This window comes from Gardnerella sp. DNF01180P (genome assembly GCF_049244205.1).
Lineage (GTDB): Bacteria > Actinomycetota > Actinomycetes > Actinomycetales > Bifidobacteriaceae > Bifidobacterium > Bifidobacterium swidsinskii.
Genome location: NZ_CP058386.1, coordinates 1,164,095 through 1,187,379 on the forward strand (window position 1 = coordinate 1,164,095; position 23,285 = coordinate 1,187,379).

Sequence of the window (23,285 nt, forward strand, 5' to 3'; positions counted from 1 at the left end):
CAAAAATTGCAAAATTAGCAAAAACTGCCACGATAACTGGTATAACATAGCAACGAAGCAGCATTCTGCATTGCAAATTAACCACCTACTTGCATCTGCTGCACAAAGGTTCGTCCAAATACTCGATTGAAGCGCAAGAAAGCACAATAAGCATCTTGCGCAATGGCTATTTCTCTGCATGAAGCGGAACATGTACATTAATAATCCACGAATCGTCATCTTCAATAACTTTAAAAGTTCCACCAACGCATTCCGCAAGCATCTTATGAAAACGCAGTCCATATCCTAATTGCAAGTTAGCAAGAATACCTCGTTGCGCACTATTTATACACGTAATATGACATTCATGGTCATTAAGCATTACATTCATGGCGTATTCTTTAGGCTTTGCAGCATGCTTTTTTACGTTCGCAAGCAGTTCTCGGCAAATATACTCAATTTGAGCACATTCTTCAAAAGGCAAATGGATTGATTGAGAATCTTCAGTAGCTAAATCACTACTCAAGTCAATGGAACCAATATAGCCAAGCTTTTCAAATGACTTTTGTTCACAGTCAAATAAAACGCGTAAGCCTGTACAAAAATCTTTATAACATGTAGTCGATTGCATAACATCGCCAGTGCTTGCAGTTGTAGCATTGTCAAGAAGAGAAATGATATTACGTGCTCTATGAACAGTTGTAGTAGCACGTTGAAGAATCTCTCGCGAATTTTCATGCTCTTGCTCATGAGTTGTTTGAGGTTCAATAGATTGTTGAGCCATCATCATAATGCTGGAAAGCTCATTAGTTACTTCATCATGCATGCGAATTGCTGCAATAGTGGCATATTTTTGAAAAACGTTGTAACGCTGCGCAAATAACTGTTCCTGCTGTTGGTGAATAGTAGAAATATAGTATTTTACGATTGCACTAGAAATAAGAGTGATAAGAAGCCACCACGCTAACACATAGGCGTTTTGAAAATCGCAGATAATAAAGAACCATGAAGATACTCCGCAAGAAGAAAGCACGGTGTACCAAGGTTGAGCAATTACAGCAATTGCCAAACAAATCAATATGGTAAGCATCATAGATGAGTAGTTGATATTTGGCGCAATAATTACCAACGGCATCCAAATAAGTACAATAAAAGATGCTTTACGTGGCCATATTGCAATGCATAAGCAGATTACAATCCATACTATTTCAACTGTAATTGCATGCCAATTAGAGTAGTAATGAAGATTATTATAGGAACAAATCTCAAGAATCAAAGTACAACTTATGATTACACCAATTCCAATTTTCTGCCAGGCATCATGCGGCAAAAAATTGATCATACGCGTTAATAATTTCATAACTACCTACTTTTACACGTTAATTTCTTACACGTTATATGTCATGTGAATATTTTGCGAGCACAGCAAGCGCCTGCATGCGACTTTTAACTTGAAGTTTTCCATAAATACGCCGTAAATGCGTGTTGACTGTTGAAACTTTCACATTAAGCTGATCTGCAATCTCTTTTGACGAATACCCCTGTTTACACAAGCGCATAATTTCCGATTCTTGAGGAGACAAAACTGAAGTCTTCGGAAGTTGAGAAATCATATTAAATGATTCTTGCGGAGTGTGAAAATAGTCAATATATTGTGGCAATTCTGGACACCCGTAGCTCGTTGCGCGCGATTGGATAGCTGCAACTACGTCTGCTAAATTGTCTTTATGCACTAGCGCTTGACCACCCGACTTAGCAACTTGCAATACGTATTCATCCAGCATGTAGGAAGTAATGCCAATTAAAACAATATTGCTATTGCGCTCGCGAATTGCTTTAATTACATCAACACCACTCATTTCTCTCATTGACATATCTACTAAAAGTACGTCAGGAGTATTTTCTGTAACGCAACGATGAATAGCTTGTTTTGCAGAAGAACACATCCATGCACAAACAAAGTTTTCAGGCAAACGACTTTTTAAAAGAAGTTGCATATATCGCAATACAAACGTGTCATTATCAACAATTGCATAAGTAGTGTTCATACAATATATGATATCTTGTTTTGGAATTTGCTTGTCAATAGATGTTTAGAATGATGATTAAAATGCTTCGGCTCTGTCGCAAAGTAATTGTGCGATAAAGCCAAAGCATTATTTTCATATTTTGCAATACAAAATTGCAATACATGCATCATAAATCTATGACAAAAGTGAACAATTTATTACTATTTCATCCAAAAATGAGACATTTCCCAGCGCCAATTGCGATTGATGCTACGATACCTGCAACATTCACCTTCAATCCAAATTTAGCGATTTGTTTTGCAAGGAATTTAGCAAGCTTATCCCAAGCATGCCCTTCAATATAAGCTTTAAAATCACCACTGGAAAGCAGTTGAGCAATATCCATCCCAGGAATTAAACCTATAAGTTCGCCGCCCATGCAAGACCAAAAATCCTTATCTTGGCTATTCGCGCGGATTGCGTCCAACAGGTTATCATTTGTATATACTTGTCGAATACCTTCAGCAATGTATGCGGCCATTACTTTTCCATATTTCATCTTAAGGAGCTCATCTTTAACAGAAACCACGCCATTCTTATAACTGCTAGCTTCTTCAAAAATAAAACGAACTTCTTGTTCAATTTTCTTAACATCCTGTTGTACAATAGCTGTAGACTTATTTTCAGTCGCTTCCGCAGCTGGAATTGTTGTTGACAAGAATCCGAAAGACAAAACAGTCACAATCAGTGATGTTACAATCTTTTTTACCTTTAACATAACCGTATCTCCTTACTTAATGTGCGATTGTATTGTTTTTCTCAAATTATCAAGATTGTACACATTAAAGTGCCATACGCTAGCACTTTCCGTTGGTACACTCCATTCTTCGGTTTTACTATTGACAGTAAAGCGAATTATTTGAGTTGTTGGCTTATTTATAACTTCAAAATTAGTGAGTTGATTCCACGGAATGCGACGAAGATGCTTATCGTCTAATTTAGCTAGATTACCCGAGCCTAAAATGGCATTCGGATTAACCACAATAAACTCATTATTAGTGGCAGCGACAATACGCGCATCAACGCCTTGCGCTACATAGAATAATTTAGGTAACAAAAATAGTTTGATTAAATCTTTCCACCAAGGGTCGTATTTCATTGTAAATACATACGTCTTATCAACTGAAAGATTGTGATCTTTAAAATACTTGACGATATCTTCTTCTCGTATACCGCGCAAAGGATTAGTCATAATAAGCACCTCCTCGTGATTCTCGTTTCGTAAATTACCAACATACTAACGTGCAGATTTTATCTACACAAATAGGTGTACCTATTTTTAACGATAGTGCTTTTAGAAAACTTTTTAAAAAAACTTTTACTATTAGTAGTTTGTATGTTCCTAACAACCAACATTTAAAAATATTTACATTTTGGAACCATTCTTAAATAAAGACATATTTATGGAGCTATCGTGGCAGTTTTTGCTAATTTTGCAATTTCTGCCACGATAACTTGTTATTTTTGTGTTTTATAAGTCCTGTAATGCGATTCTTTTATCTTCTGCAGACTGCTTAGATGACTTATCGTCTTTCTTAAGAGAATGCGCATATCGAATAAGACTTCTTGCAATAAAGAACACTAAAGCACATATAGCAAGTGCGATAAGAATGTCAATTATCGGACCAAATAATGCATAGCTCATGATTCATCCTTCCTTTTTCTATATTCGTTTATGAGTGTTCGAGCTGTGTCAACATCGTATTTATCGTCAATAGCAAGACTCTTTACCAAAAGAACGAACGGATCTTCTGGTTCATTGTCGCTTATGCGCAGTTTTTCAATGAGCCTGTTAAGTCTGATTCTCATCGTTGGGTAAGAGACTTGATACATTTGCGACATTTCTTTTAACGATCCAGACGATAATACAAAGTTCTTTATAAACGACATATCTTCATCTGTGAGATTAGCCATCCATTTTGGAATATGATCCATATCACCCCTTTCTTCAACCTACAAAACTTTAATTAAATTAAACTTTTATTAAAAATATTAAAGTTGTTGTATGGGTTTGTCAAGAATGAGCATGAGAGATATGACGTAAAGGGGGCTTAGGACAATTTTAACCTATAACTCCAATCCTTATTTTTGTTTTACGCCTTCGATTCGCTGAGCTTGCTCAAAGTTGAAAGCACAGTGTGCTTTCAACGCGAGCGAAGTACGTTAACATCCTGTGCACTCAACCCTAGAGCGTCGACATCTTCCCTCATACAGCAAAATCACACTCAAAAACCGCGAGAACCCAGCTTGAAGCCACTTCGCATTAAACCTTTTAACGATAGCCCTCGCTAAACCCTGCTACATAAGGGCAAAAATGCACCCACCTATTAAGCCTTTGACATCAATACGACACTCTCGACGTGGCACGATAGGTCCGGATTGATGTCAGTCATCAGGAACCTATTCAGACTAATACGAAATGTGGCAACATATCTCCGTTTGTTAGTGGAAACATATCCACAAATTCTATAGCAGAAAATTCTTGATACATTCCGCTATCCATATCACGGTCTGAACCTCGCCCATCCAAGGAAAAAGTTCAACTTTTTTATTTGTTTCTACTATTTATAGTGATTCCAACATAAAAGTCAAATCTCGCGAGGAACCGCCATCGCCTCAATCTTGTCCGTTCTTCCTACAAAAACAGGTCAACAGATATTTTTCGTCCTAACTGATAGCCAGGTTTCCGTGCACTCGACCTTATCATACCTGAAAATCCTGCATTGAACGAGAGAAACATTTTGACTATTTCTTTGCATTTTCTTCCAGTTCCAACATGTATTTATCAAAGTCAGACATGAACAATCTGTCCTGAATAACACGATACTTTTCAAATTCAGTCTCGGCTTTAGCCTTGGCAATCTCTGCCGTAATCTTTCCTGCATCCTGAAGGACCTCTCTGTCATCAGCCATCAGGAATAGATCCAGACGCTTTGCCCAGTCCTCCATTGTCATCGGAATGTGACGTTCAGCACGATCCTCTGCCAGATCTAAATACGCTGAAACAATACGCTCTAATGAACGCATTTCCCGATCAGAAAGATAATTTTTTGCAACAGTCACATCACTTTTTACGATCTTGCCTTCTGGTACTGCTGCCCATGTAGTTAATCCCATATGCGGCTTGCCTGCATCTGCTCGCTCATAAATTAACTCTGCTGCCGTATGTCCGTGAACTGCATAATGCATCTTGTTCTGCACCTTGGCAAAAAACTGCTTTGTCGTTTTTGCTGTGCGGTCATAGTCAAGAGCTGTAGCATAGATGTCCGTTATCTTCTGATAGAATCTACGCTCAGATAAACGGATTTCACGAATCTGCTCAAGCAAACGATCAAAATATTCTGTTGTGAGCACGGAACCACCGTTTTTTAAACGCTCATCATCCATAACCCATCCTTTGATGGTATAGTCCTTTACGATGCCATTGGCCCATTTACGAAACTGCACTGCTCGTTCATTATTCACCTTGAATCCAACAGCAATAATCATTTGAAGATTATAATGTTTCATATCACGAGTAATCTGACGTGAACCTTCGGTTTGAACTATCCGGAAATTCCGGATAGTTGTATCTTCCTCAAGCTCTAAGTCGGAATAAATCTTCTTAATATGCTCATTAATTGTACGAACATCCACGCCATACAGCGTGGCCATCATCTTCTGTGTCAGCCATATGTTTTCGTCCTCATAGCGCATCTCAATACTGTCCTGCTGATCGCCGACAGAGGCAACATAGGTCAGATATTCTGCCGCACTGGAACGAATGGTTATTTCATCTTTTTTCTTTTTCAAATAAGAGACCTCCTTCTTCGATAAATCACTCTATAATAAACAATGAATGAATTTCTGTATGCTCTCATCGCCCATGACAACGCTTATACTTCTTCCCACTTCCACATGGACACAATTCATTGCGGCCTATCTTCTTCGGCCAATTTGCTCTTTCCTGAACCATAATAGGAATTTTTCCGTCATGCATAAGTTCAAGTTCCCTAAGACGATATAAATATTCAGAGACTCCCAATATAGCTTGAAACATACACATTGCCTCATTTTCAAATTCAAGCAAATATTCTGTTTTCTTTTTTGTTCTATCTTTCGGATTAGGAATATAAGTTATCAGCTGGTCTACTGAATTGTATTCAACATCATTATGACCGATAGCATTTCTCAATTTCGCATTCACGAGGATTTTCAAAAAGCCTGTATAGTCCTCAGAATCCAAGCAAAAATGATATCTTGATGCTTTTGTGAGTTTAATATAATCCTCTAAAAACTTTACATTTTTCTCAATCGGATTCATAGCATTGATATCAGACCTATACTTAATATTGTTAAGAGCAACAGGAATAATCATCAAATTACCTAATGCCTCATAAACATCCAGATAAAACTGTTTTACACTATCAAAACTGCTCGTTGTGGAACCTTCGTATTCAAAATCAAAAGAATTATCTTTACAGTATTGTATAGCCAATGCAGGTATAAGTCTTTGATATACGACCATAAACTCATCGTAGACCTTGTAGATCAGTTCCTGTAATTCTTCAAGGTGGAATCCATCATGAGAATTAAGGAACTCAATCAGGTCTTTCATTTGCGCTGAATCCATTTTCAATATTCCAGTGCTAAACGAAAGGTCATTATAGATATCTTTTCTTAATGATGAATAAAATCCATATACCTCAATCATATGGACAGCTCTCAATGTTTCGAATTCATCTCTACATTGAAAAAAATGACCAGAAAACTCCTTTTGAATCTCTTGAGTTAAGTATTCGCTATTGTTTTTTGCTAAATTGAGAATTCTTTTATAGTTCTTCCACTTTTTGGCAGTTACGTTCAACTTAGACACATCTTGTCCAAATTCCTCATAAGAATCATTCGTTTTCATACAATTCATATATCGAATAAACGGTGTAATCACTAGTCTCTCTAAATCAGCTGCTTCTACTTGTTTTAAGGTAGGAAATTCACCAGAACACTCAATAATGTAATCCGCATTTTCGCCCTGAACTTCATCAGCATTATCAAAAGAAAAACTTAACCCCGGACGATCTTGCCCTATCTTCACGCTACCAGACAAAGAGGTTCCACATTTACCGCATGCTACTTCTATCGGATGTTCTTCTTGACAGCCAACTTGTAAACGAACTCTAGTAATACATCCGCAAACCTGACATTTTATAAAAGTATTAAAAACCATAAAACCTGCCTCCTTTCGCTGGATTACATAAACATATCATCGTTCCAAACGAGTTTTACCAAGTCAATGAGTACTGCTATTCTTTCAGCAATTTCATTCTTACCAAATGAAGCATACGATTTGAAGCCAAGATTATTATCTAAAACGAACTTCTTAAATTGGGGATTATTCTGATATGCCAGATCACCAAGTGATTCAGTATAGATATTTCCTTCATTGGAACAGTACTTTTTCAGTTTGTAATCATACTTTGCATCATTTAAGCTTGCATTGATGCTCTTATGAAGAAGCAATAACGCACCGATGCTATTTCTCCAACGTCTGAAATCGTCTCGGTCAGAATATTCCGCGGTAAACCATTCATAATGGTCTGTAATAATGTGCTCAATCTCAAATGGATTCTTTGTTTGAGTGTTCATGTAATTGCAGTAGTTTGATGCAACACCAGTATGTTCTTCAATAAATCCTGTAATACGTGCAAGGATATTCTTAATGTATTTCTTAGTAAAGCTGTTAAGTCCTAAATTACTTAATGCTGCTGCCGGGTCAAATGCGAGATTGATATACTGCTGTTCTAATTTCTGTTTCAATGTAGGTATGTCTGTCATGCGGATATCCTTAGTAACATTGAAAACAAAGTTTTTAATTGTGCTGTAATTTACAGAGCTGCACTTCGTTACTCTGGATACAATCAAAACATCAATAAATCTTGCTACCAGATTAATCTTCTCAATAATAACTGGCCATGAATCTTCATAACATACAGGTGCTAATAATAGCTGTGGCTGTAATGTGAAGTTAACTTGCGCATTGTAATATACATACTTTGTTTCTTCAGCGAACGTTGTTTCTGCCTGACGGATACGCTCATAAACCTCTGCGAATTTTGCAAATTTCTTTATGAACAACTCAAAGTCATCGGAACCATTAAGTCCCAGCTTATCACGTTCATCTCGTACCCATTTGTGGAAGAAACCGCCGATGATATCAAAATCCTTATTTACTGCACCAGCTTTTGCTTCACGAATTGTTTCTGCATAGTGAGCTCTCAACCATGCCTTAATAAAGATCTCATCGCCTTTGTCATCGTACTTCTTCAAAGTAAGAACTTTTTCTTTCCAAAGGCCATTCATTTTTTCTCGTATGGAGTCAGATTTTATCTCCGAAAGCAAATAGCCCTTCAACATTTCGGTGGATGTCAAACTCAAACCACGATCATTCATTGTAACGAATATCTTATGAGCGTCCTGTTCTGTTGTTGCTACAATCTCAATAAAGAATACTTTCTCCGCAACCCAATCACAAAAATGCAGCAACATATCATCTGTAATGCATGCCGGGAAAACATCCTGAATATCTTGATAACGACCATATAGATTTTTTACGGACTCACCAGCACCAGTAGTATCAAAGTCAGTATCGTTGAAAATTGCATTCATACAATCCTGCCGGTCATCTACATTGATATTAAAAGACTTCGAGCCAAAGGACTCAGAGAAAATCATGGTCTCAATCATGTTATAACTCTGACCGATGCTCTTTAATCTGTTATTAAGATACATCAGTAGCAATGTCAAAGATGAGAATCTTTGCTGACCATCGATAATAGCATTCTCCCTACCAGCTAATACAATGGATCCCATAAAATACGCTCCATAATCAGCAACTGCTAGTCTAGAGTCCCCCGGATGATAATACTCTAAAAATTCCGAAGTTAAATCGTCTATCAGTTCTTCAATATGCTTTCTCTGCCACATATACTCACGCTGATAATAATGAATTGAATATTTTGTATTCTGCAAAAGCTGCTTGAGATTCTTTGGTGAACCTTCTATCTTTTTCATTAAGCTTCCTCCTCCAGAAACAGTTCCGGTGTATTATACCAAGCCAACTCAGCATCTGCTTTAACACCCTTGTTAAGACATTATAATAGTGATTTCTTGAGTTCTAGCCCTGTTCCTGATTTATAAAAAACGTATTCTGCTTCGTGTTGTAATATGTACAGAGCAGATTTCCTTGAAAAGCCATATTTTTGAATTTCAATTGAACGCTTATTTGTTGAACCATTTCTATGTTTCCAAATTCTAAACCTTGTTCTGTCTTTTTCTTTGGAAGCGGAACGGTTAAAACTTTGTCAATCGCCTTTAATGCCTCCTTAAATACAATAGAAAAATGTTGTAGAGTAGCTGTCTTGCTTATGGATGCTGTAAACGCAGATGATAAAATAATTGCAAGTATAAAATTAAGGGTTGTAATATTTCCATAGTAAAGAAATATACTTCCCAAAATCATGACAATAACTACTCCAATTTCCATAAATATGTCAATAAGTCCCATTGGAATTGTGATTGCCCCCATACTCTTTTTAACCTAGTAAACATACTCTCTTGCCGTTTTTAATGCTCTTTCACTTATCTCCTCTTCTTTCGAAAAGGCCTTAATAACAGAAATATTTTTTACATATTCCATTAGCTCTTCTCTCATCTTCTTTTCGTGATTAAAATAAATAGCAAAGTTTTTATCCATTGTTTTCTGCGAAAGAACTTTTACCAAATACATAAGTGGAACTCCGGCAATCATTCCAAGAGCAAGACGCCAATCCACAAAAATCATAGCTACAAAAATAATGGTAGGTAGAAGTGTAACTGACATTATTTCAGGAAGACCATGGGCAAGGTATACTTCCACTTGTTCCACATCATGCTGAACAATGTTGGTAAGCTCTCCTGTATTATGTTCTTTAAAAAATCCTAAACTTAGTTTTTTTAGATGATCAATAATATCTAACCTAAGTTCTGTTAATTTTTCGTATGCTTTCTCATGAGCAACCTTTGTTGCAAAATAGTAAAACACGCCTTTTAACACAAATGAGATAAAGATTCCAAAAAATACATACTTTAAATCAACTTCGTTAGTATTGTTTGTGATTAAAGAACTAATCAAATATACAAGTAAGATTTGTGGTATCAAATCAAATACTATTTTTAAAGCAAGGAGTGCATTGGATAAGCCATTTTACCTATCACTTTTTCCTTAATTCTTTTTCTGGCATAAACAACGCTCCTTCCAAAACTGAATAATATTGAATTTTAATTCAATATTAAGGTTTAAAATAAGACTTTGCTGATTACGCAAAGTCTATTTTTAGTGCTTATTATAAGGATTCCACTCCCTTGTAATAACACCTTGCAATAAGTTTTAGCATATCTTTCGCCCACTTTTCACTTTGATAGTGCCTTACTATCTCAAGAAACCCCTCTGTAAAGTTACTGGCTAAAATATGGGCAAGCATTGGATCATATTTCTGTTTAGATTGTCTTTTTAAACTTACTTCAATATGAACCTGCATTTGCGATATGAGTTTTTGTTTTGCTTCTGCATGCTTTGTACCTGAACTTTTATCCATTAAAATAATTAACTTCTTACGCTCTTTTAAAAGTTCATGAATATAATTTTCTCCAACTTCATCAAACCTTTCAGAAGCAGAACCCTTTTCCAAAGATTCTTCCTCATTAAAAGCTGAGTCAAAGTTTATATAAACAGAACTTACTACTGCATCAAACAAAACTTCCTTATTTTTGAAATAGGTATAAATGAGTGCCACAGGAATATCTGCTTCTTTTGCAATTTCTGTTAATTTAGCACCTCTATAATCATTTTTATAAAATACTTTTTCTGCTGCATCAAGTATCCTATTTCTAACTTCTTCTTTCAATACTTGTGCCATATCACACCTCTTTCAAATAAAATACTGAACCTAAATTCAATATTTGTCAAGAGTTTAGTGTATTAGTTCAAAAAGAAACTGGATTTAAGACTGCAAGAAAAAGCAGATTTCCGTTAAATTACATCTCATTAATTCTGTTTGATAAAATTGTAACCACGCCAACAACCTTATTTTCCCACTTCACAAGGTGGGTGCAAAGTGGCGAATCGACTTGCATGAGCGATTAAATATAATTCGCGAATGCACTTCGATTCGCTGAGCTTGCTCAAAGTTGAAAGCACAGTGTGCTTTCAACGCGAGCGAAGTACGTTAACATCCTGTGCACTCGACCCCAGAGCGTTGATATGTTCCCTCAAACAGCCAAACTGCGCTCAAAAACCGCGAGAACCCATCTTAAAGCCACTTCGCATTAAACCTTTTAACGATAGCCCTCGCTAAACCCTGCTACATAAGGGCAAAAATGCACCCACCTATTAAGCCTTTGACATCAATACGACACTCTCGACGTGGATTGAGAGAACTCCAAGTATAGCTACACTTTTTTGAGTGCACACTATGGATATTGGGTGCACCTTTTAACGATAGAAAAAGCTATCGTTAAAAGTTTAAGATTGGCTTAATAACTTGGTTTTTGAGCATAAAAACAAAAAACAGCCTAGAGAGTATTCCCACTAGGTTGACTTTTGTAACATTTCAAATGCTCACATTCTTTTGACTTTTACGATGCCATTTCAATTTACGATGCCCTTTCAATATCCACACTAATCTCTGATTTAAAAGTTACGCTGAACCTGTCCTCGTAAACTTTTATTTTCTTGATGTACTTTCTTACCAGCTTCTCGTCATATTCACTAAGCTCGTGACGCTCACTTTTCAGAAAATCTTCCATTTCTCTGATTCGTCTTTTAGCATCTTCTTGACCTGCTTTTTCTATAAGAAGCTGCTGTTTCCTACCTTTAAGCTCATCAATCTCATCAGCTATTTTCGTGTAGTCTTTTTTAGCTTTAAGCAAGGTTAGTAGTATCGCTTGTTTGTCCGCGATTTTTTTATCAACCGTTTCAAGCTCACTTAAGTTGTTGCCCGCGATAATTTCTCTAATACTGTTATTCAACGTATCCAATACTTCATCCGGTATACTAAACACCTTGTTTATGGCTTTCACTGTAGCAGACTGCAGTTCTTCCTCTTTTACTGTCGGAGCATCACAAGCACTAGGACCATTTTCCCATCTGGTACAACAACGCCAAACAACAGAACGCACTCCTCGATTGTTCCAAGCAATTCTTCTGTAAACATCCCCGCATTTAGAACAAACACATAAGCTGGATAAAGCGTACTTACTGGAATAAACTCTCCTTTTTTTATTCTCCTCACCACTAAACATGTTGGCTCGTCTTACCATTTCTTCTTGAACTTTAAAGAAAATATCTCTTGGAATAATCGAAGCGTGGCTATCTTTTACATAATACTGTGGTTCTGTCCCATCATTTTTTATACGAACATGATTAATAAAATCTGTCGTGATGGTTTTTTGTAAAAGTGCATCACCAATATATTTTTCGTTTTGCAAGATGGTTTTAATATTAGACAAGTGCCATTTTAAATGCCCAGCGCCGTTTTTAATACCGTCTTTTTCAAGACCCTCCGCTATATCTCTAAGACTTGCTCCTTCTAAATATTCTCTATAAATTCTTCTTACGACTTTTGCTTCCTGTTCAAGAATTACAAGATTCCCTTCATCGTCTTTTGTGTATCCTAAAAACCAGTTATGGTTGATTTGCACTTTGCCTTCCTGGTAGCGGAACTTAAGTCCAAGCTTCACATTCTGAGAAAGTGACGCGGATTCCTGTTGAGCTAAAGAAGCCATGATGGTAAGCAATAGTTCTCCGCTTGCTTCCATGGTGTTGATGTTTTCTTTTTCAAAAATGATTGGAATGTTTTTGTCTTTCAACTGTCTAACAAACTTTAAACAGTCGATAGTGTTTCTCGCAAAACGGCTAATCGACTTAGTGATAACCATGTCTACTTTGCCACTCATGCAATCGTGGATCATGTCGTTGAAACCGACACGTTTTTTCGTGCTGGTTCCTGAAATACCGTCATCAGCGTAAATGCCGGCAAACTCCCAGAGAGGATTTCTTGAAATATAATCCGTATAATGCTGAACTTGCGTGTCATAACTTGTTGCCTGTTCTTCACTGTCAGTACTGACACGACAATACGCTACTACTCTTAACTTCGGCTTATCTTTATGCTTATCTACCGTATTCCCCGCTATTTTTCTTGGTGGAATAATTGTAACGTTGGCACTCATTTTACACCTCCCTTGATTTGACTGTACGCGTATGCTGCTTGCCGATAAGGATCATCATGTTTCTTTTCTATAACGCCTATTTCATACGTGAAATTTGTTGTAATTAAAGGTTTTAGCTCTGTTGTACGAGGTTTTTTTCTAAAATTGTTGGCTCTTAACTGCTGAACTTTATAAAAAGTTTCTTCATCTAAAAGACTCGGGTAAAGCGATGTTCCTAAGTACGTTTTATTTTTCAAAATATTACTAATTACAGAATGTGTTTTATCAATGTTCACCGCTCGAGCCGTTTCAGAAATCGTTCCAAATTCTAAGAATTTACGGAAAAGTTCTCTAACTTTCAGAGCTTCTTTTTCGTCTATAACCGCTTTACCGTCTACTATTCGGTAACCATATGGGATGTGTGCCATGTTTCTTTCACCTCTTCTTCTAATTCCAATCCGCATTTCAAACGAAAAATGAATTCTGTTCTGCTTTTAACTACGACACTGTCTACAAAATCCAGAAAATCCTCGTCCTTAAACTCGCTAAATACTTCTGTGACGCTGACGAACCGTTGAAGTTTTTGCGCCTCGTTTAAGTGCGTTAAGTTACCGTTTAAACTGTTGGAAAGCTGAAGTTTTTCCTTAAGACAAGTATCCATTTCCGTTTTAAGCTGATTGCTTTCCAGATAGTAGGAATCCATCTCAATGTAGCCACCGGCGAAAAGCTTACTGAGTACTTGCTCCTGTTCTTGCAACTTAGCTATTTTTTCTTCGAGTTCGATAACCTTGTTCAATCCGTCTTTATTATTCACGTTTCTTAAGCTTTTTATGAAAGGCGTTAATATTTGAGCGGATGTTGCTTTGAACTTGTTAAGCATTTGAAGAAAAGCTAATTTAACATACTCCTCTTTTACAGCTTTCATAGGGCAGCATTTAGTCTCACGTATATGCTTGGTACAACACCAAACAACATAGGCTCCATCTTTTTTATGCCGGTCGTGTTTCTTTAACCTACTATGGCAATTACCGCAGTAAAGTTTTCCTGAAAACACATATCTAGCAAGGTATTTATTACTACCGCCGGTGATATTTAGTTTTAATTTTCTCTTCTGTCTCAGCTCATGCACATTATTAAAAGTTTCATGACTGATGATAGCCTCGTGATGGTTTTCAATAACATACTGTTTTTTCTCGCCACGGTTTTTATGGCGGTTAAAATTATCGTCTGTAAATGTCTTTTGAAAAATCACATCCCCTGTGTATGTTTTATTGTTCAAAATAGCGTTCACGGTAGTCGAAGACCATTTAGCTCCTCTTTTCGCAGGAATCTTTTTAGCCGTCAGCTCATTAGCTATCACATGCCCGCCTTTACCTAAAAGTGCCATACTAAAGATGTCTTTTATAACCTCAGCTTCCTTTGGAACTATAATCATTTTCCCGTTCTCGTTTTTATAGCCATACGATGGGGAAGAAATGACATAGCTTCCGTTTTCGAACCTTTTTTGAATTGACCACATGCTGTTTTCCGAGATGGATCTTGACTCGCTTTGTGCTATGGAACTTAAGATAGAAAGCATAAGCTCTGAACTCATACGCTCGGTATCAATGTTTTCTTTCTCAAAATACAAATAAATACCGAGACCGGTAAGTTTTCTAACTATTTCAAGACAGTCAACCGTGTTTCTTGCAAGCCTACTAATAGACTTTGTAATAATCCTGTCTATCTGACCGCTCTCACAGTCTTTAAGCAGTTGTTTAAGACTTTCACGCTTATCGATTTTCGTGCCACTAATACCCTCGTCAAAGTAAAGTCCCGCATACTCCCAGCATGGATTAGACTTAATATAGTTTTCGTAATGCTCCTTTTGTACCTCTAGGCTGAGAAGCTGTTCGTCACTGTCGGTAGAAACTCTCGCATATGCTGCAACCCGTATTTTTCTAAGAGAATTATCCGGCTGTTTGGCTTCCAGTTTTGTTATCATTTTCATCATCTCACCTCACTTTCTTACAGTCATATACATCACTCTAAAAGCAGTGTTTATCAAGCTTTTAGCCCAATAATTCCTTGTAAAACGGGTGAAATTTTTCCCTGTTAAGACGGCTTATTTTTCCTTTTTCTTGCTCGCTGATAAGCCCTTTTTTAAAGAGTGAAACGGTAAGTTTTTCGGCTATTTCAAAACGAAAATCCGCCTGCATACTCTCTTTTGTCCAATCTCTGGCTTTAACATCCGTTAGCCCGTGAACATCCTTACTGATTTGCATGATGCTCACCTCCAAAACGATGTTCTATATAGCAGGCGTGGCAGCAGTATTTTCTGGTTTTATTACCGTAAGAGATAAAAGAATTTTTGCAGTTAAGACAAGTGCACTCATAGTTTGCCTGTCTTTTTACCAACTGTGTATGCTTGTTCCACCATGTGTTTCTACACGCATCAGAGCAGAAACGTTTAACTTTTCTTCCTTTGTTTTGTTTGATTGGTTTTGAACAAGATTCACATAATGCTGTCTGTGTTTTCGTAGACTGGATTACGCCTAGGCTGTTACGTTTGCAGTAGCTTTTAATCGTATTAACGGAAACATCCATACGGTTTGCAATCTGCGTATAGCTAAGGCCTTCATCTCTTAGCAATTTGACTTTGCGTTGTTCTTCCATATTCATAAAAAGGCCACCTCCTATGAGGTAGCCTTGGGAAAGAATAAAATCTGACGGTTTTTTAATCTTTTTTGTAAAACTCACACTCGTAGCCGTCAGCTCGTAAAACAAGCCCTTCTGCCCAAGGTGGTGTTCTTCCCATTAGCTCACACACGCTTTGAACACTCACATTCTTATCGGTTTCGATAATGGCTTCATCATGCACGTGAGCAACGATGCGATATTCTTTCAGCGTTTGCATGGCGTAAAGTAGAATGTCACGAGCTATAGCTTGCGTAATGTTTTCCACGAATTTAGGCCCGTAGCTTTCCAGCCGCTCCCATTTTTTAGTAGACCCCACACCCTCATAGGTGACTGATTCGCCACCATACTTGTTTTCTTCCACGCGTGGCTTCACATAGTAAAGGCATCTTTTCGAAGGCAGTTTGATGATAAGAAACCCACTCTTGTAAGTGAACACTATATTGTGTGTTCGAACAGAAATGCGTTCGTGTACACACTGTTTTACAGCTCTGTCCACATCCCACCACAATGAAACAATATGTGGATTAGCAGATCTCCAATCATTAACTAACTGTTGCAAATCATCTTCATGTAAACCCATATCAAGAGCACCCATTGCCTTTAATGCTCCTACTGCACCACCGTAGCCACAGTTATGCACGAGCTTTCCCGATACGGTAAAACGATGATTTGGTCCGGCATTTCGTATGTCATAAACTCGAGCCTTGCTTCGATTAAACGCCAGTTTTTTCTGTGTTGCACTACAGCTGTATTTGCTCTTGATATGATTTCTTCTCTGCCTATTCCTTTCGATAACATTCTTGTAACTACCGATCTTGCGTATGGCCAATATTGTTGCTCCCACCGTGTTAGGATAGCGTTCTGCTTGTTGTTTTGATTGACTATTCTTGGAACAAAGCGGATATTTCCTTTTTCGTAGTTGCCGTTTGTATTTATCCGATCTAATTCCCAGTCTTTTTGCACATTGTCTACCTCTTGTAAAATCCACAAGCCTGCTTCTAAAACAGAATGGAAGCACCACTTTATCCCTCTTGCACCATAGTTTTTGTAATTTGGATCTCTTGGATTGATGCATCGCTGTTTCGCAGCACTTAGCCGCTTTTCTAGCCATATTGGTATTTGTTTCGGCTGCGAGCAAGCTTGACACCCTTTTGATTTGCCCGACTTTAGACTGTTTAAGTCCTGCCATTGAACGCTTCCGCACCCTACGCATTGTGTCAATACATAACAGTGGTTTTGCTTTTGATTCCAGTGTTTCTCTGCACTTATGATTTTCACCCAGCCGTATTGTTCTCCGACCATCTCCGGTTTGTATGAGATGTGTTTTGCAGATGGCGGATTCAATAAACCGTATTGGCTTCGGTTTCCCTTTAACCCAGACGAGATGGTCTGGTGTTGCTCTAAGTCCTTCATACTCGATTACCTCCTTTACACCCTTAAAAACAACTCCGTTATGGTTGACCCAGTTTTCTCCGTCCCACACTTTTTGTTTTGTAGTGACTTCTTCAATTGGAACAAGCCCTTCATCTGTGAGTACAAGTTCACCTTCAGCAATACAAGCAAGTTCCGCTATCTTACCTTTCTGCCGCAAATGCCCGTTTACTCCATGCTTTTCAACAGGCACGCTAAACATTTGAGAGGCTGACGAGCAGTAAATGTCTTTGCCTTCCTCGAATACTCGCATACGCCATTTTTCACCTGCAAGCCAAGCCAAGACTCTCGCTTCGATTGCTGAAAAGTCTGCGACAATAAACTTAAATCCCGTGCGTGGGATAAAAGCAGTGCGGATAAGCTGGGATAAAGTATCTGGAATATCCTCATAAAGCATTTCCAACGCTTCAACATTTCCTTGTTTAACAAGACTTCTAGCCTCCGCTAGATCAGGCAAATGGTTTTGTGGCAGGTTTTGTAATTGCACGAGCCTTCCCGCAAACCTTCCTGTACGGTTTGCACCATAGAAGCGAAACATGCCACGCTCCCGATAATCCATGCATGCAGCGTTTTTCATCACCGTATACTTTTTCACCGATGATTTAGCAAGCTGCTGACGAAGCCGCAACACTTCCGCCAACTCTTTACCCACTGTTTTAAGTTCTTTAGCGACTTCTTTTTTACCAAGCGACTCCATTTCAAGCCCATGCTCTTTAAGCCAAGAGCGCATTTGTAACACTGAGTTCGGGTTTTCTAAACCTGTAATATGCTTAAGCTCACTCATGAGATGCGTTTTCACCTCTAAGTCGAGTTTTATGGCTGATTCAACGAAACGAGGATCTATTTCTATCCCACGGTCGTTGATCTCCTGGTCGAGATAAAACTCCTGCCATAAAAAGTCTGGTACGGGAAAGCGTGAGAGCTTTTCTTGAATACTCATTTCAACTTCCACATCACGCTTGTTATACGATTTAAACAGATCCCACTTTTCCTTATCGTGAAAATACTTGTTTCTTGTTCTTCCACCGTTTACTTTCGTAGGATTACACGGCAGGCAGAAATATTTAATAAGATTCTTACCCTCAGTGAGTTTCTGCTTATCAAGACCCAGTACTGTTCCCACGTTTTCAAGCGACATGGGAAGTCCTAGGGTGGCTGACCAGATCATTGTGCAATGCCAGGAGCTTGGGTTTAAAAACAAGCCTTCACTTTTCACTGTCTGACTAGGGTTAACATTGATGCCTTTATCTCGCAGGTAGCGTGATAAGCAGACTCTTTCAAACTGAGCGTTAAACGCCCACTTGGTCACTGTTTCATCTGTTAAAGCGGAAAGCACAACCTCTGGTATGGTTTCACCTTGTGCTAAGTCAACGACCTGAACTTCACTACCGTCCACACTGTAGCCAAAGAGCAGTATCTCAAAATCATCCGATTCTGCGTACTTGTAAACTCCACATTTTTTAAGGTCAACGGAGGAAAACGTTTCTAAATCTATACTCAAATTTTCCAAATTACCCACCTCCAAGTTAATAAAAGAGGTGACAGAAAACCTGCCACCTCCTTGACTTTCTTACTTTCTGTTCAGCATGTTTTTGACTTCGATATAAAGACTGACAAGTTTTCTTACCACGAAATCAAGAAGCAATACGCCAGCAAATATTCCAACAAACCAGCTAATCATCTTTACATGCTCCTTATGCTAGAAAGTCATCATCTTCTAAGGTCGTGAAATCATCGGTTGCGAGGCTACGTCCGCCGAGTGGTTCACCGTCTCGGATTTTTTGAATGTTGCCAAGACCGCAAGCGATACCCTTATTACCGTTAGAGTTAAACGCGTAGAAGTTGATGGAAACCCTCGCATAGCAGCCTGAATACACTTCGCTGCGGTCCATGATTGGTTTTACCTGCTTGTCTACAATCTGCGGAGGAGTAGTAGAGTTTGCGTTAATGAAGTAATGTCCTTTATACGCTTCATCATCACGCTCAATATCCCCGTCCCTCAGTGGGAGTTTAATTGCTTGCTTGTTTGGTTTCTTACCGCCGAACTTGCCAACACCTTCCTCAATCGCAGCATCAATAGCTTTCTCAATAGCATTTACTGTTTCAACATCATCTTTAGGGATAAGCAGTGAAACACTGTATTTTTCAGGGCCGCCGTTAATAGACTTTGGCTCCCAACCGTTGAAATAGGAAAGACGCGTGTTCTTACCGGTGATAACCTTTGTTCTACTAATATTTGTCATTTTAATTTACCTCCGTTATTTCATTGAATTCTTGATTTGCGTTTGAAACATTGACTTTTGCCCGCTTATCCGAGTCTGGTACGAGCGTAAGTTTTCCGGACGGTCTTATAATGAGGTCGCCCAGAATATCCTCAAATTTTTTCTTGCCCATCAGCTTTTGCATTTCCGTTAAACCGATAAGACTAGTTTTGAAAATGTCGGTAAAGCCATGAGCTTTAGCTTTCTCAATAACAGCTGTCTCGTCCTTAAACTTGCGAACAGAACGTCCTTCCACGAGTTTGAAACCATGCCACTCTTTCCCGTGGTTAATAGCGGAATCTGTGGCGTACGCTAAAACATCATCAGCCCACTTCGTTAACTGTGGGATAAGCGTGAGTACTTCTTCAATCTCACTATCCGTTAAAACAGATGGTGGTTTGAACTCAAGTTCTGCAAGCTTAAGGTTTTCTTCCGCACGTTTACGGCACGTGGCTTTTGCCCTGCAAAACCTGCACCAGTCACCGGCTTCAAATTCGCCTTCGCCTGTAATTGCAAGCTCTGCTTTTGGTTTAAGCACGCTTTCAGCCCAAGAGATAAGCTCTGCGACAGATAGCGTAAAAGTGGATACGTTGTCACGCCGTGGCTGAAAAATACTCATCTCAACGCTTTGTATCTCGTACAAGCTGTCGAAAAGCGTTAAAGCTCCAAGCGCGTAGCATTTCATCTGCGGATTCTCGTAAGCATCAACCAGCACGCCTTGACCGTACTTAAAGTCGATAACCTGCAGCGTTTTTTCGCCTACAATAATGCAGTCCGCTGTACCAAACCCGTCCGGCACGTAAGCTGAAAAATCAACCTTCTGCTCGATGAGAAGGATAGGATCTTGACAGTTAAGTTTTGCCTGTTCGTATTTTTCCATTACGAAATCCACGTAAGAATCCGAGCATTCCTGCATCTCGTTTGAGTCATACTCTGTTGACGGTTTTTCGCACGGACGGTTAAGAAGCTTATTCAGCTTGTACTCACACCACGCGTGTGCCGCCGTTCCTTCCTCAGCTGCCACAGAAGTAGTGTTTTCAAACTTTTCTTCTAAAACAGCACTCGGAGTACACTTAATCCACCTGTGAGCAGAAGATGGGGAAAGTAAAGCATGCTTAGTCACCTTTAATTCCCTCCGCTTCATGCAACAGGCTCGCATACTCGCTTTCAGGAATATCCGAGAGCTTTTGCGCACCGTGTTTTACGATGAGTTTCTTCACATCAGCAGTCTTTCCCATCTGGCTAAGTTTTGCTAAAACCGCTCGCACCTGCTCAAGACTTACCTTTTTAGTTTCAGGCACTTGTTTTGGTGACGTCTTATGTGTTGTTTCACCCGTGATCTCTTTTAGGTGACAAATCAGTGATTCAAGATCGCCAATTATCTTTTTTACCGTGTTTTCGTTCATTCTTATTCACCTTTCTTGTTTTGAACCACAACTTCATCGATCCTGTTACTTGGAATAAAGACCATAATGTCTTCTTTCTTTCCGAGAAAGAATCGGATGATTTTTTCTCTCAGCCCGATAGGTTTACAACTTGCAAGCCCATCTTCTTTAGGCTTTTTTGAAACACTTACGACAAGTTTTTGTTTCATGTGCCGCCTCCTTTCTAAAAGGACTTTGTGCCCTTCTATGGGGTAGCCTTGGGAAAGGTGATAATCTGACGGTTTTTCTAAAAAAAGTTTTCAAAAATAAAAAAAGCCCGAGGATTGCTCCAATGTAGGAACAAGCCTCGGGCTTTATAAGTGTTTCAAACTGTTTTACAAGAGTTCGTTTACTCGTTTTTGTACTGCATCATAATCATATCCTGCTTGAGTTAGACGATGTTTTCGCATGCTACCGTTACCCCAAGTGCCTCGGATTACTTCACGTGCAAGCTCATCAACCGACTTTCTATAGGCTTTAACACCAAGAAGCTCATTAACCTTATTTTGCACGCTCGCATAATCATATCCGGCAGAAATTAAACGGTTTTTACGATCATTTCCGTTACCCCAATCACCGTTAATAACTTCTCTTGCCACTTCATCAATACTTGATGTTTGAGGAGCAGTGTAAGAGCCACCGTTTTGATACCCGTTTAACCCAGCGTTTTTTATCACGCTTGGATAATCTACGTAAGCATAATCCATGTCAACTCTGCCGGCTATCCCGTTAACACTGCCACTTGACGAGTATTGCCAAAGACCATACGAGCCTTGATAGCTACAGTGCGTGTTCCACTGTGCGATCCACAAAGCGTAACGGTCTCTAACATGAGAAGACACAAGGTTATTAGCTACTGAAAGCGAAGTGTAAAAACCTGCATAATATCCGCAAGCTTCCAGCTTGTTACAAAAACTTGTAATCAAAGAATCACAAAAATCCCGTCCACGGTTAAGCTGGCTTTTTTCTTCTAAATCAAAGTAAATAGGATACTCAAAACTCTTACCTGAAAGTATATTCACGCAGCTTTGAGCTTCCTCAGACGCTTCGCCTGCAGAGCTTGCGTACGAATACCAGTAAGAGCCCACATCAAGACCTGCTGTTTTTGCTTTACGATAGTTTTCCTCAAACCACTTGTCTTTGTGTCCGATACCGTATCCTGCTCGAATGATCACAAACTCAACACCGGATGCTTTTACCGAGTTGAAATCAATGTCACCCTGCCAGACTGATACGTCTATTCCTTTTTTACTCATGAGTATTGTCCTTTCTGTCTTTGTCGTGTAATTGTTCTAAAACGTTTTTTAATTTCTCAGGCACGGGAAGCCCCAGGTGAGCCGCGTTTTCGATAAGTGAAAGTCCTTCGTTAGATAGGTAGAAGAAAATTACCGCGGTTCTAATCACGCTTCCTTGCTTAATAACCTGAAAATCTATAATGTTTGCTATGCCAACAAGCATAAAAATGAGCACCTTTCTAAAGATGCCCTTAAAACCCACGCTGCTTGAAAGCTTTTTATCAATCGCCGCACACATCACGCCTGTGATGTAATCAGTTACCACAAATAAAAGAAGTGCGAGGATCAAACCATCGCACCCACCTAAAAAGTATCCCAGCCAGCCGCCTACTACTGTGAAAGCCAACTGTAGTGTATTCCAAAATTCTTTCATTCTACCGCCTCCTTAATAAGATCAGTTACATCTTCTACCTGCATAAATGTAATAATTACCGGTATTTCGTTTGAAGGTTTATCCCCATAACAGTAAATCCGCCAATCACTGCCGATTGCTATCGTTAATTTGAGAATCCCGTTAATATCTCCCACACCATAAAACCTCGTATACGGTAGGCTTTCATAGTCGATTTTTATATAAGCTGCTGTTTTCTGTTCCTGCGCATTGTTGGAGTTGTAATATTTTTCGTTAAAAAAGCCATACACGTAACCATCCTGTATTCTTTGCCAAGAATCAGGTGTAATAACCCATTTGAACTGCTTGGGGAGCTTAGGCATTTCCTGATGTATCAACAGCTTTGTTACGAAATCCACGTATTCACGGTTAACGATTTCTTTTCCTCTGGTGTCCGGTATATAGTTTGGTGTTTTAACGGTCGGTTTTCCCGTAAAAGCAGGACTGTCCAGTGTGGCAAATTTTCCTTTCAATTTTTCTATCAGCCTAAGTAAACCTTCTTTGCCTAAAAACCTGTCTGCCATAAGCTT

General features: G+C 38.8%; 23 protein-coding genes and 1 pseudogene. All 24 read right to left on the minus strand.

Annotated elements, in window-relative coordinates:
• Window positions 1–166: 166 nt before the first annotated feature.
• Window positions 167–1,339, minus strand: coding sequence for an exodeoxyribonuclease V (locus HXT40_RS04505; RefSeq protein ID WP_421777180.1), 1,173 nt, complete (start codon window positions 1,337–1,339; stop codon window positions 167–169).
• A 34-nt stretch (window positions 1,340–1,373) separates the two neighbouring features.
• Window positions 1,374–2,027: a response regulator transcription factor gene (locus tag HXT40_RS04510; protein ID WP_004110353.1), complete on the minus strand. Its 654-nt coding sequence runs from the start codon at window positions 2,025–2,027 to the stop codon at window positions 1,374–1,376.
• Between the two features lie 187 nt (window positions 2,028–2,214).
• The gene (locus tag HXT40_RS04515) at window positions 2,215–2,766 is read right to left on the minus strand and encodes a hypothetical protein (RefSeq protein ID WP_076002703.1); all 552 of its coding nucleotides are present in this window, start codon (window positions 2,764–2,766) and stop codon (window positions 2,215–2,217) included.
• A 12-nt stretch (window positions 2,767–2,778) separates the two neighbouring features.
• Entirely contained in the window at window positions 2,779–3,240 is a 462-nt protein-coding gene (locus tag HXT40_RS04520; RefSeq protein ID WP_004110362.1) for a hypothetical protein, read from the minus strand.
• Between the two features lie 279 nt (window positions 3,241–3,519).
• Window positions 3,520–3,693 (minus strand): hypothetical protein, encoded by a 174-nt coding sequence (locus tag HXT40_RS04525; RefSeq protein ID WP_004110365.1) that lies wholly within the window; start codon window positions 3,691–3,693, stop codon window positions 3,520–3,522.
• The gene (locus HXT40_RS04530) at window positions 3,690–3,983 is read right to left on the minus strand and encodes a DUF2089 family protein (RefSeq protein ID WP_004110367.1); all 294 of its coding nucleotides are present in this window, start codon (window positions 3,981–3,983) and stop codon (window positions 3,690–3,692) included. Before HXT40_RS04530 ends, HXT40_RS04525 begins: the two co-directional genes overlap by 4 nt.
• Before the next feature lie 810 nt (window positions 3,984–4,793).
• On the minus strand, window positions 4,794–5,840 hold the full coding sequence (locus HXT40_RS04535) for a virulence RhuM family protein (RefSeq protein WP_116994848.1): 1,047 nt from the start codon (window positions 5,838–5,840) through the stop codon (window positions 4,794–4,796).
• Window positions 5,841–5,904: 64 nt separating this feature from the next.
• Complete coding sequence (locus tag HXT40_RS04540; RefSeq protein WP_116440555.1) at window positions 5,905–7,254, minus strand: SEC-C metal-binding domain-containing protein; 1,350 nt, start codon at window positions 7,252–7,254, stop codon at window positions 5,905–5,907.
• Between the two features lie 23 nt (window positions 7,255–7,277).
• The gene (locus HXT40_RS04545) at window positions 7,278–9,098 is read right to left on the minus strand and encodes a DUF262 domain-containing protein (RefSeq protein ID WP_116440554.1); all 1,821 of its coding nucleotides are present in this window, start codon (window positions 9,096–9,098) and stop codon (window positions 7,278–7,280) included.
• A 160-nt stretch (window positions 9,099–9,258) separates the two neighbouring features.
• A pseudogene (locus HXT40_RS04550) lies at window positions 9,259–10,306 on the minus strand (ABC transporter transmembrane domain-containing protein); the annotation flags it as partial.
• Window positions 10,307–10,408: 102 nt separating this feature from the next.
• On the minus strand, window positions 10,409–10,981 hold the full coding sequence (locus HXT40_RS04555; protein WP_116440553.1) for a TetR/AcrR family transcriptional regulator: 573 nt from the start codon (window positions 10,979–10,981) through the stop codon (window positions 10,409–10,411).
• Window positions 10,982–11,717: 736 nt separating this feature from the next.
• Window positions 11,718–13,295, minus strand: coding sequence for a recombinase family protein (locus HXT40_RS04560; protein ID WP_101888695.1), 1,578 nt, complete (start codon window positions 13,293–13,295; stop codon window positions 11,718–11,720).
• Complete coding sequence (locus HXT40_RS04565) at window positions 13,292–13,702, minus strand: recombinase family protein (RefSeq protein ID WP_101888694.1); 411 nt, start codon at window positions 13,700–13,702, stop codon at window positions 13,292–13,294. The genes HXT40_RS04560 and HXT40_RS04565 overlap by 4 nt, the downstream gene beginning before the upstream one ends.
• Window positions 13,672–15,264 carry a recombinase family protein gene (locus HXT40_RS04570; RefSeq protein WP_065189634.1) on the minus strand — a complete coding sequence of 531 codons (1,593 nt, stop codon included), beginning with the start codon at window positions 15,262–15,264 and terminating at the stop codon, window positions 13,672–13,674. Before HXT40_RS04570 ends, HXT40_RS04565 begins: the two co-directional genes overlap by 31 nt.
• Window positions 15,265–15,325: 61 nt before the next feature.
• Window positions 15,326–15,538 (minus strand): SHOCT domain-containing protein, encoded by a 213-nt coding sequence (locus HXT40_RS04575; RefSeq protein ID WP_065189633.1) that lies wholly within the window; start codon window positions 15,536–15,538, stop codon window positions 15,326–15,328.
• Complete coding sequence (locus HXT40_RS04580; RefSeq protein WP_032817876.1) at window positions 15,525–15,935, minus strand: sigma factor-like helix-turn-helix DNA-binding protein; 411 nt, start codon at window positions 15,933–15,935, stop codon at window positions 15,525–15,527. Before HXT40_RS04580 ends, HXT40_RS04575 begins: the two co-directional genes overlap by 14 nt.
• Window positions 15,936–15,990: 55 nt before the next feature.
• The gene (locus HXT40_RS04585; RefSeq protein ID WP_101888697.1) at window positions 15,991–18,894 is read right to left on the minus strand and encodes a DNA polymerase; all 2,904 of its coding nucleotides are present in this window, start codon (window positions 18,892–18,894) and stop codon (window positions 15,991–15,993) included.
• 184 nt (window positions 18,895–19,078) lie between these two features.
• The gene (locus HXT40_RS04590) at window positions 19,079–19,627 is read right to left on the minus strand and encodes a DUF2815 family protein (protein ID WP_065189632.1); all 549 of its coding nucleotides are present in this window, start codon (window positions 19,625–19,627) and stop codon (window positions 19,079–19,081) included.
• Window position 19,628: 1 nt separating this feature from the next.
• A complete protein-coding gene (locus tag HXT40_RS04595) occupies window positions 19,629–20,768 on the minus strand; it encodes a DUF2800 domain-containing protein (protein WP_065189631.1) in 1,140 nt (379 codons plus the stop codon).
• The gene (locus HXT40_RS04600; RefSeq protein ID WP_065189630.1) at window positions 20,761–21,051 is read right to left on the minus strand and encodes a hypothetical protein; all 291 of its coding nucleotides are present in this window, start codon (window positions 21,049–21,051) and stop codon (window positions 20,761–20,763) included. Before HXT40_RS04600 ends, HXT40_RS04595 begins: the two co-directional genes overlap by 8 nt.
• Window positions 21,052–21,053: 2 nt before the next feature.
• The gene (locus HXT40_RS04605; RefSeq protein ID WP_020757758.1) at window positions 21,054–21,239 is read right to left on the minus strand and encodes a hypothetical protein; all 186 of its coding nucleotides are present in this window, start codon (window positions 21,237–21,239) and stop codon (window positions 21,054–21,056) included.
• Window positions 21,240–21,404: 165 nt separating this feature from the next.
• The gene (locus HXT40_RS04610) at window positions 21,405–22,325 is read right to left on the minus strand and encodes a GH25 family lysozyme (protein ID WP_065189629.1); all 921 of its coding nucleotides are present in this window, start codon (window positions 22,323–22,325) and stop codon (window positions 21,405–21,407) included.
• On the minus strand, window positions 22,318–22,737 hold the full coding sequence (locus HXT40_RS04615; RefSeq protein ID WP_064340487.1) for a phage holin family protein: 420 nt from the start codon (window positions 22,735–22,737) through the stop codon (window positions 22,318–22,320). The genes HXT40_RS04610 and HXT40_RS04615 overlap by 8 nt, the downstream gene beginning before the upstream one ends.
• A complete protein-coding gene (locus HXT40_RS04620; protein WP_231108437.1) occupies window positions 22,734–23,279 on the minus strand; it encodes a hypothetical protein in 546 nt (181 codons plus the stop codon). Before HXT40_RS04620 ends, HXT40_RS04615 begins: the two co-directional genes overlap by 4 nt.
• Window positions 23,280–23,285 lie beyond the last annotated feature (6 nt).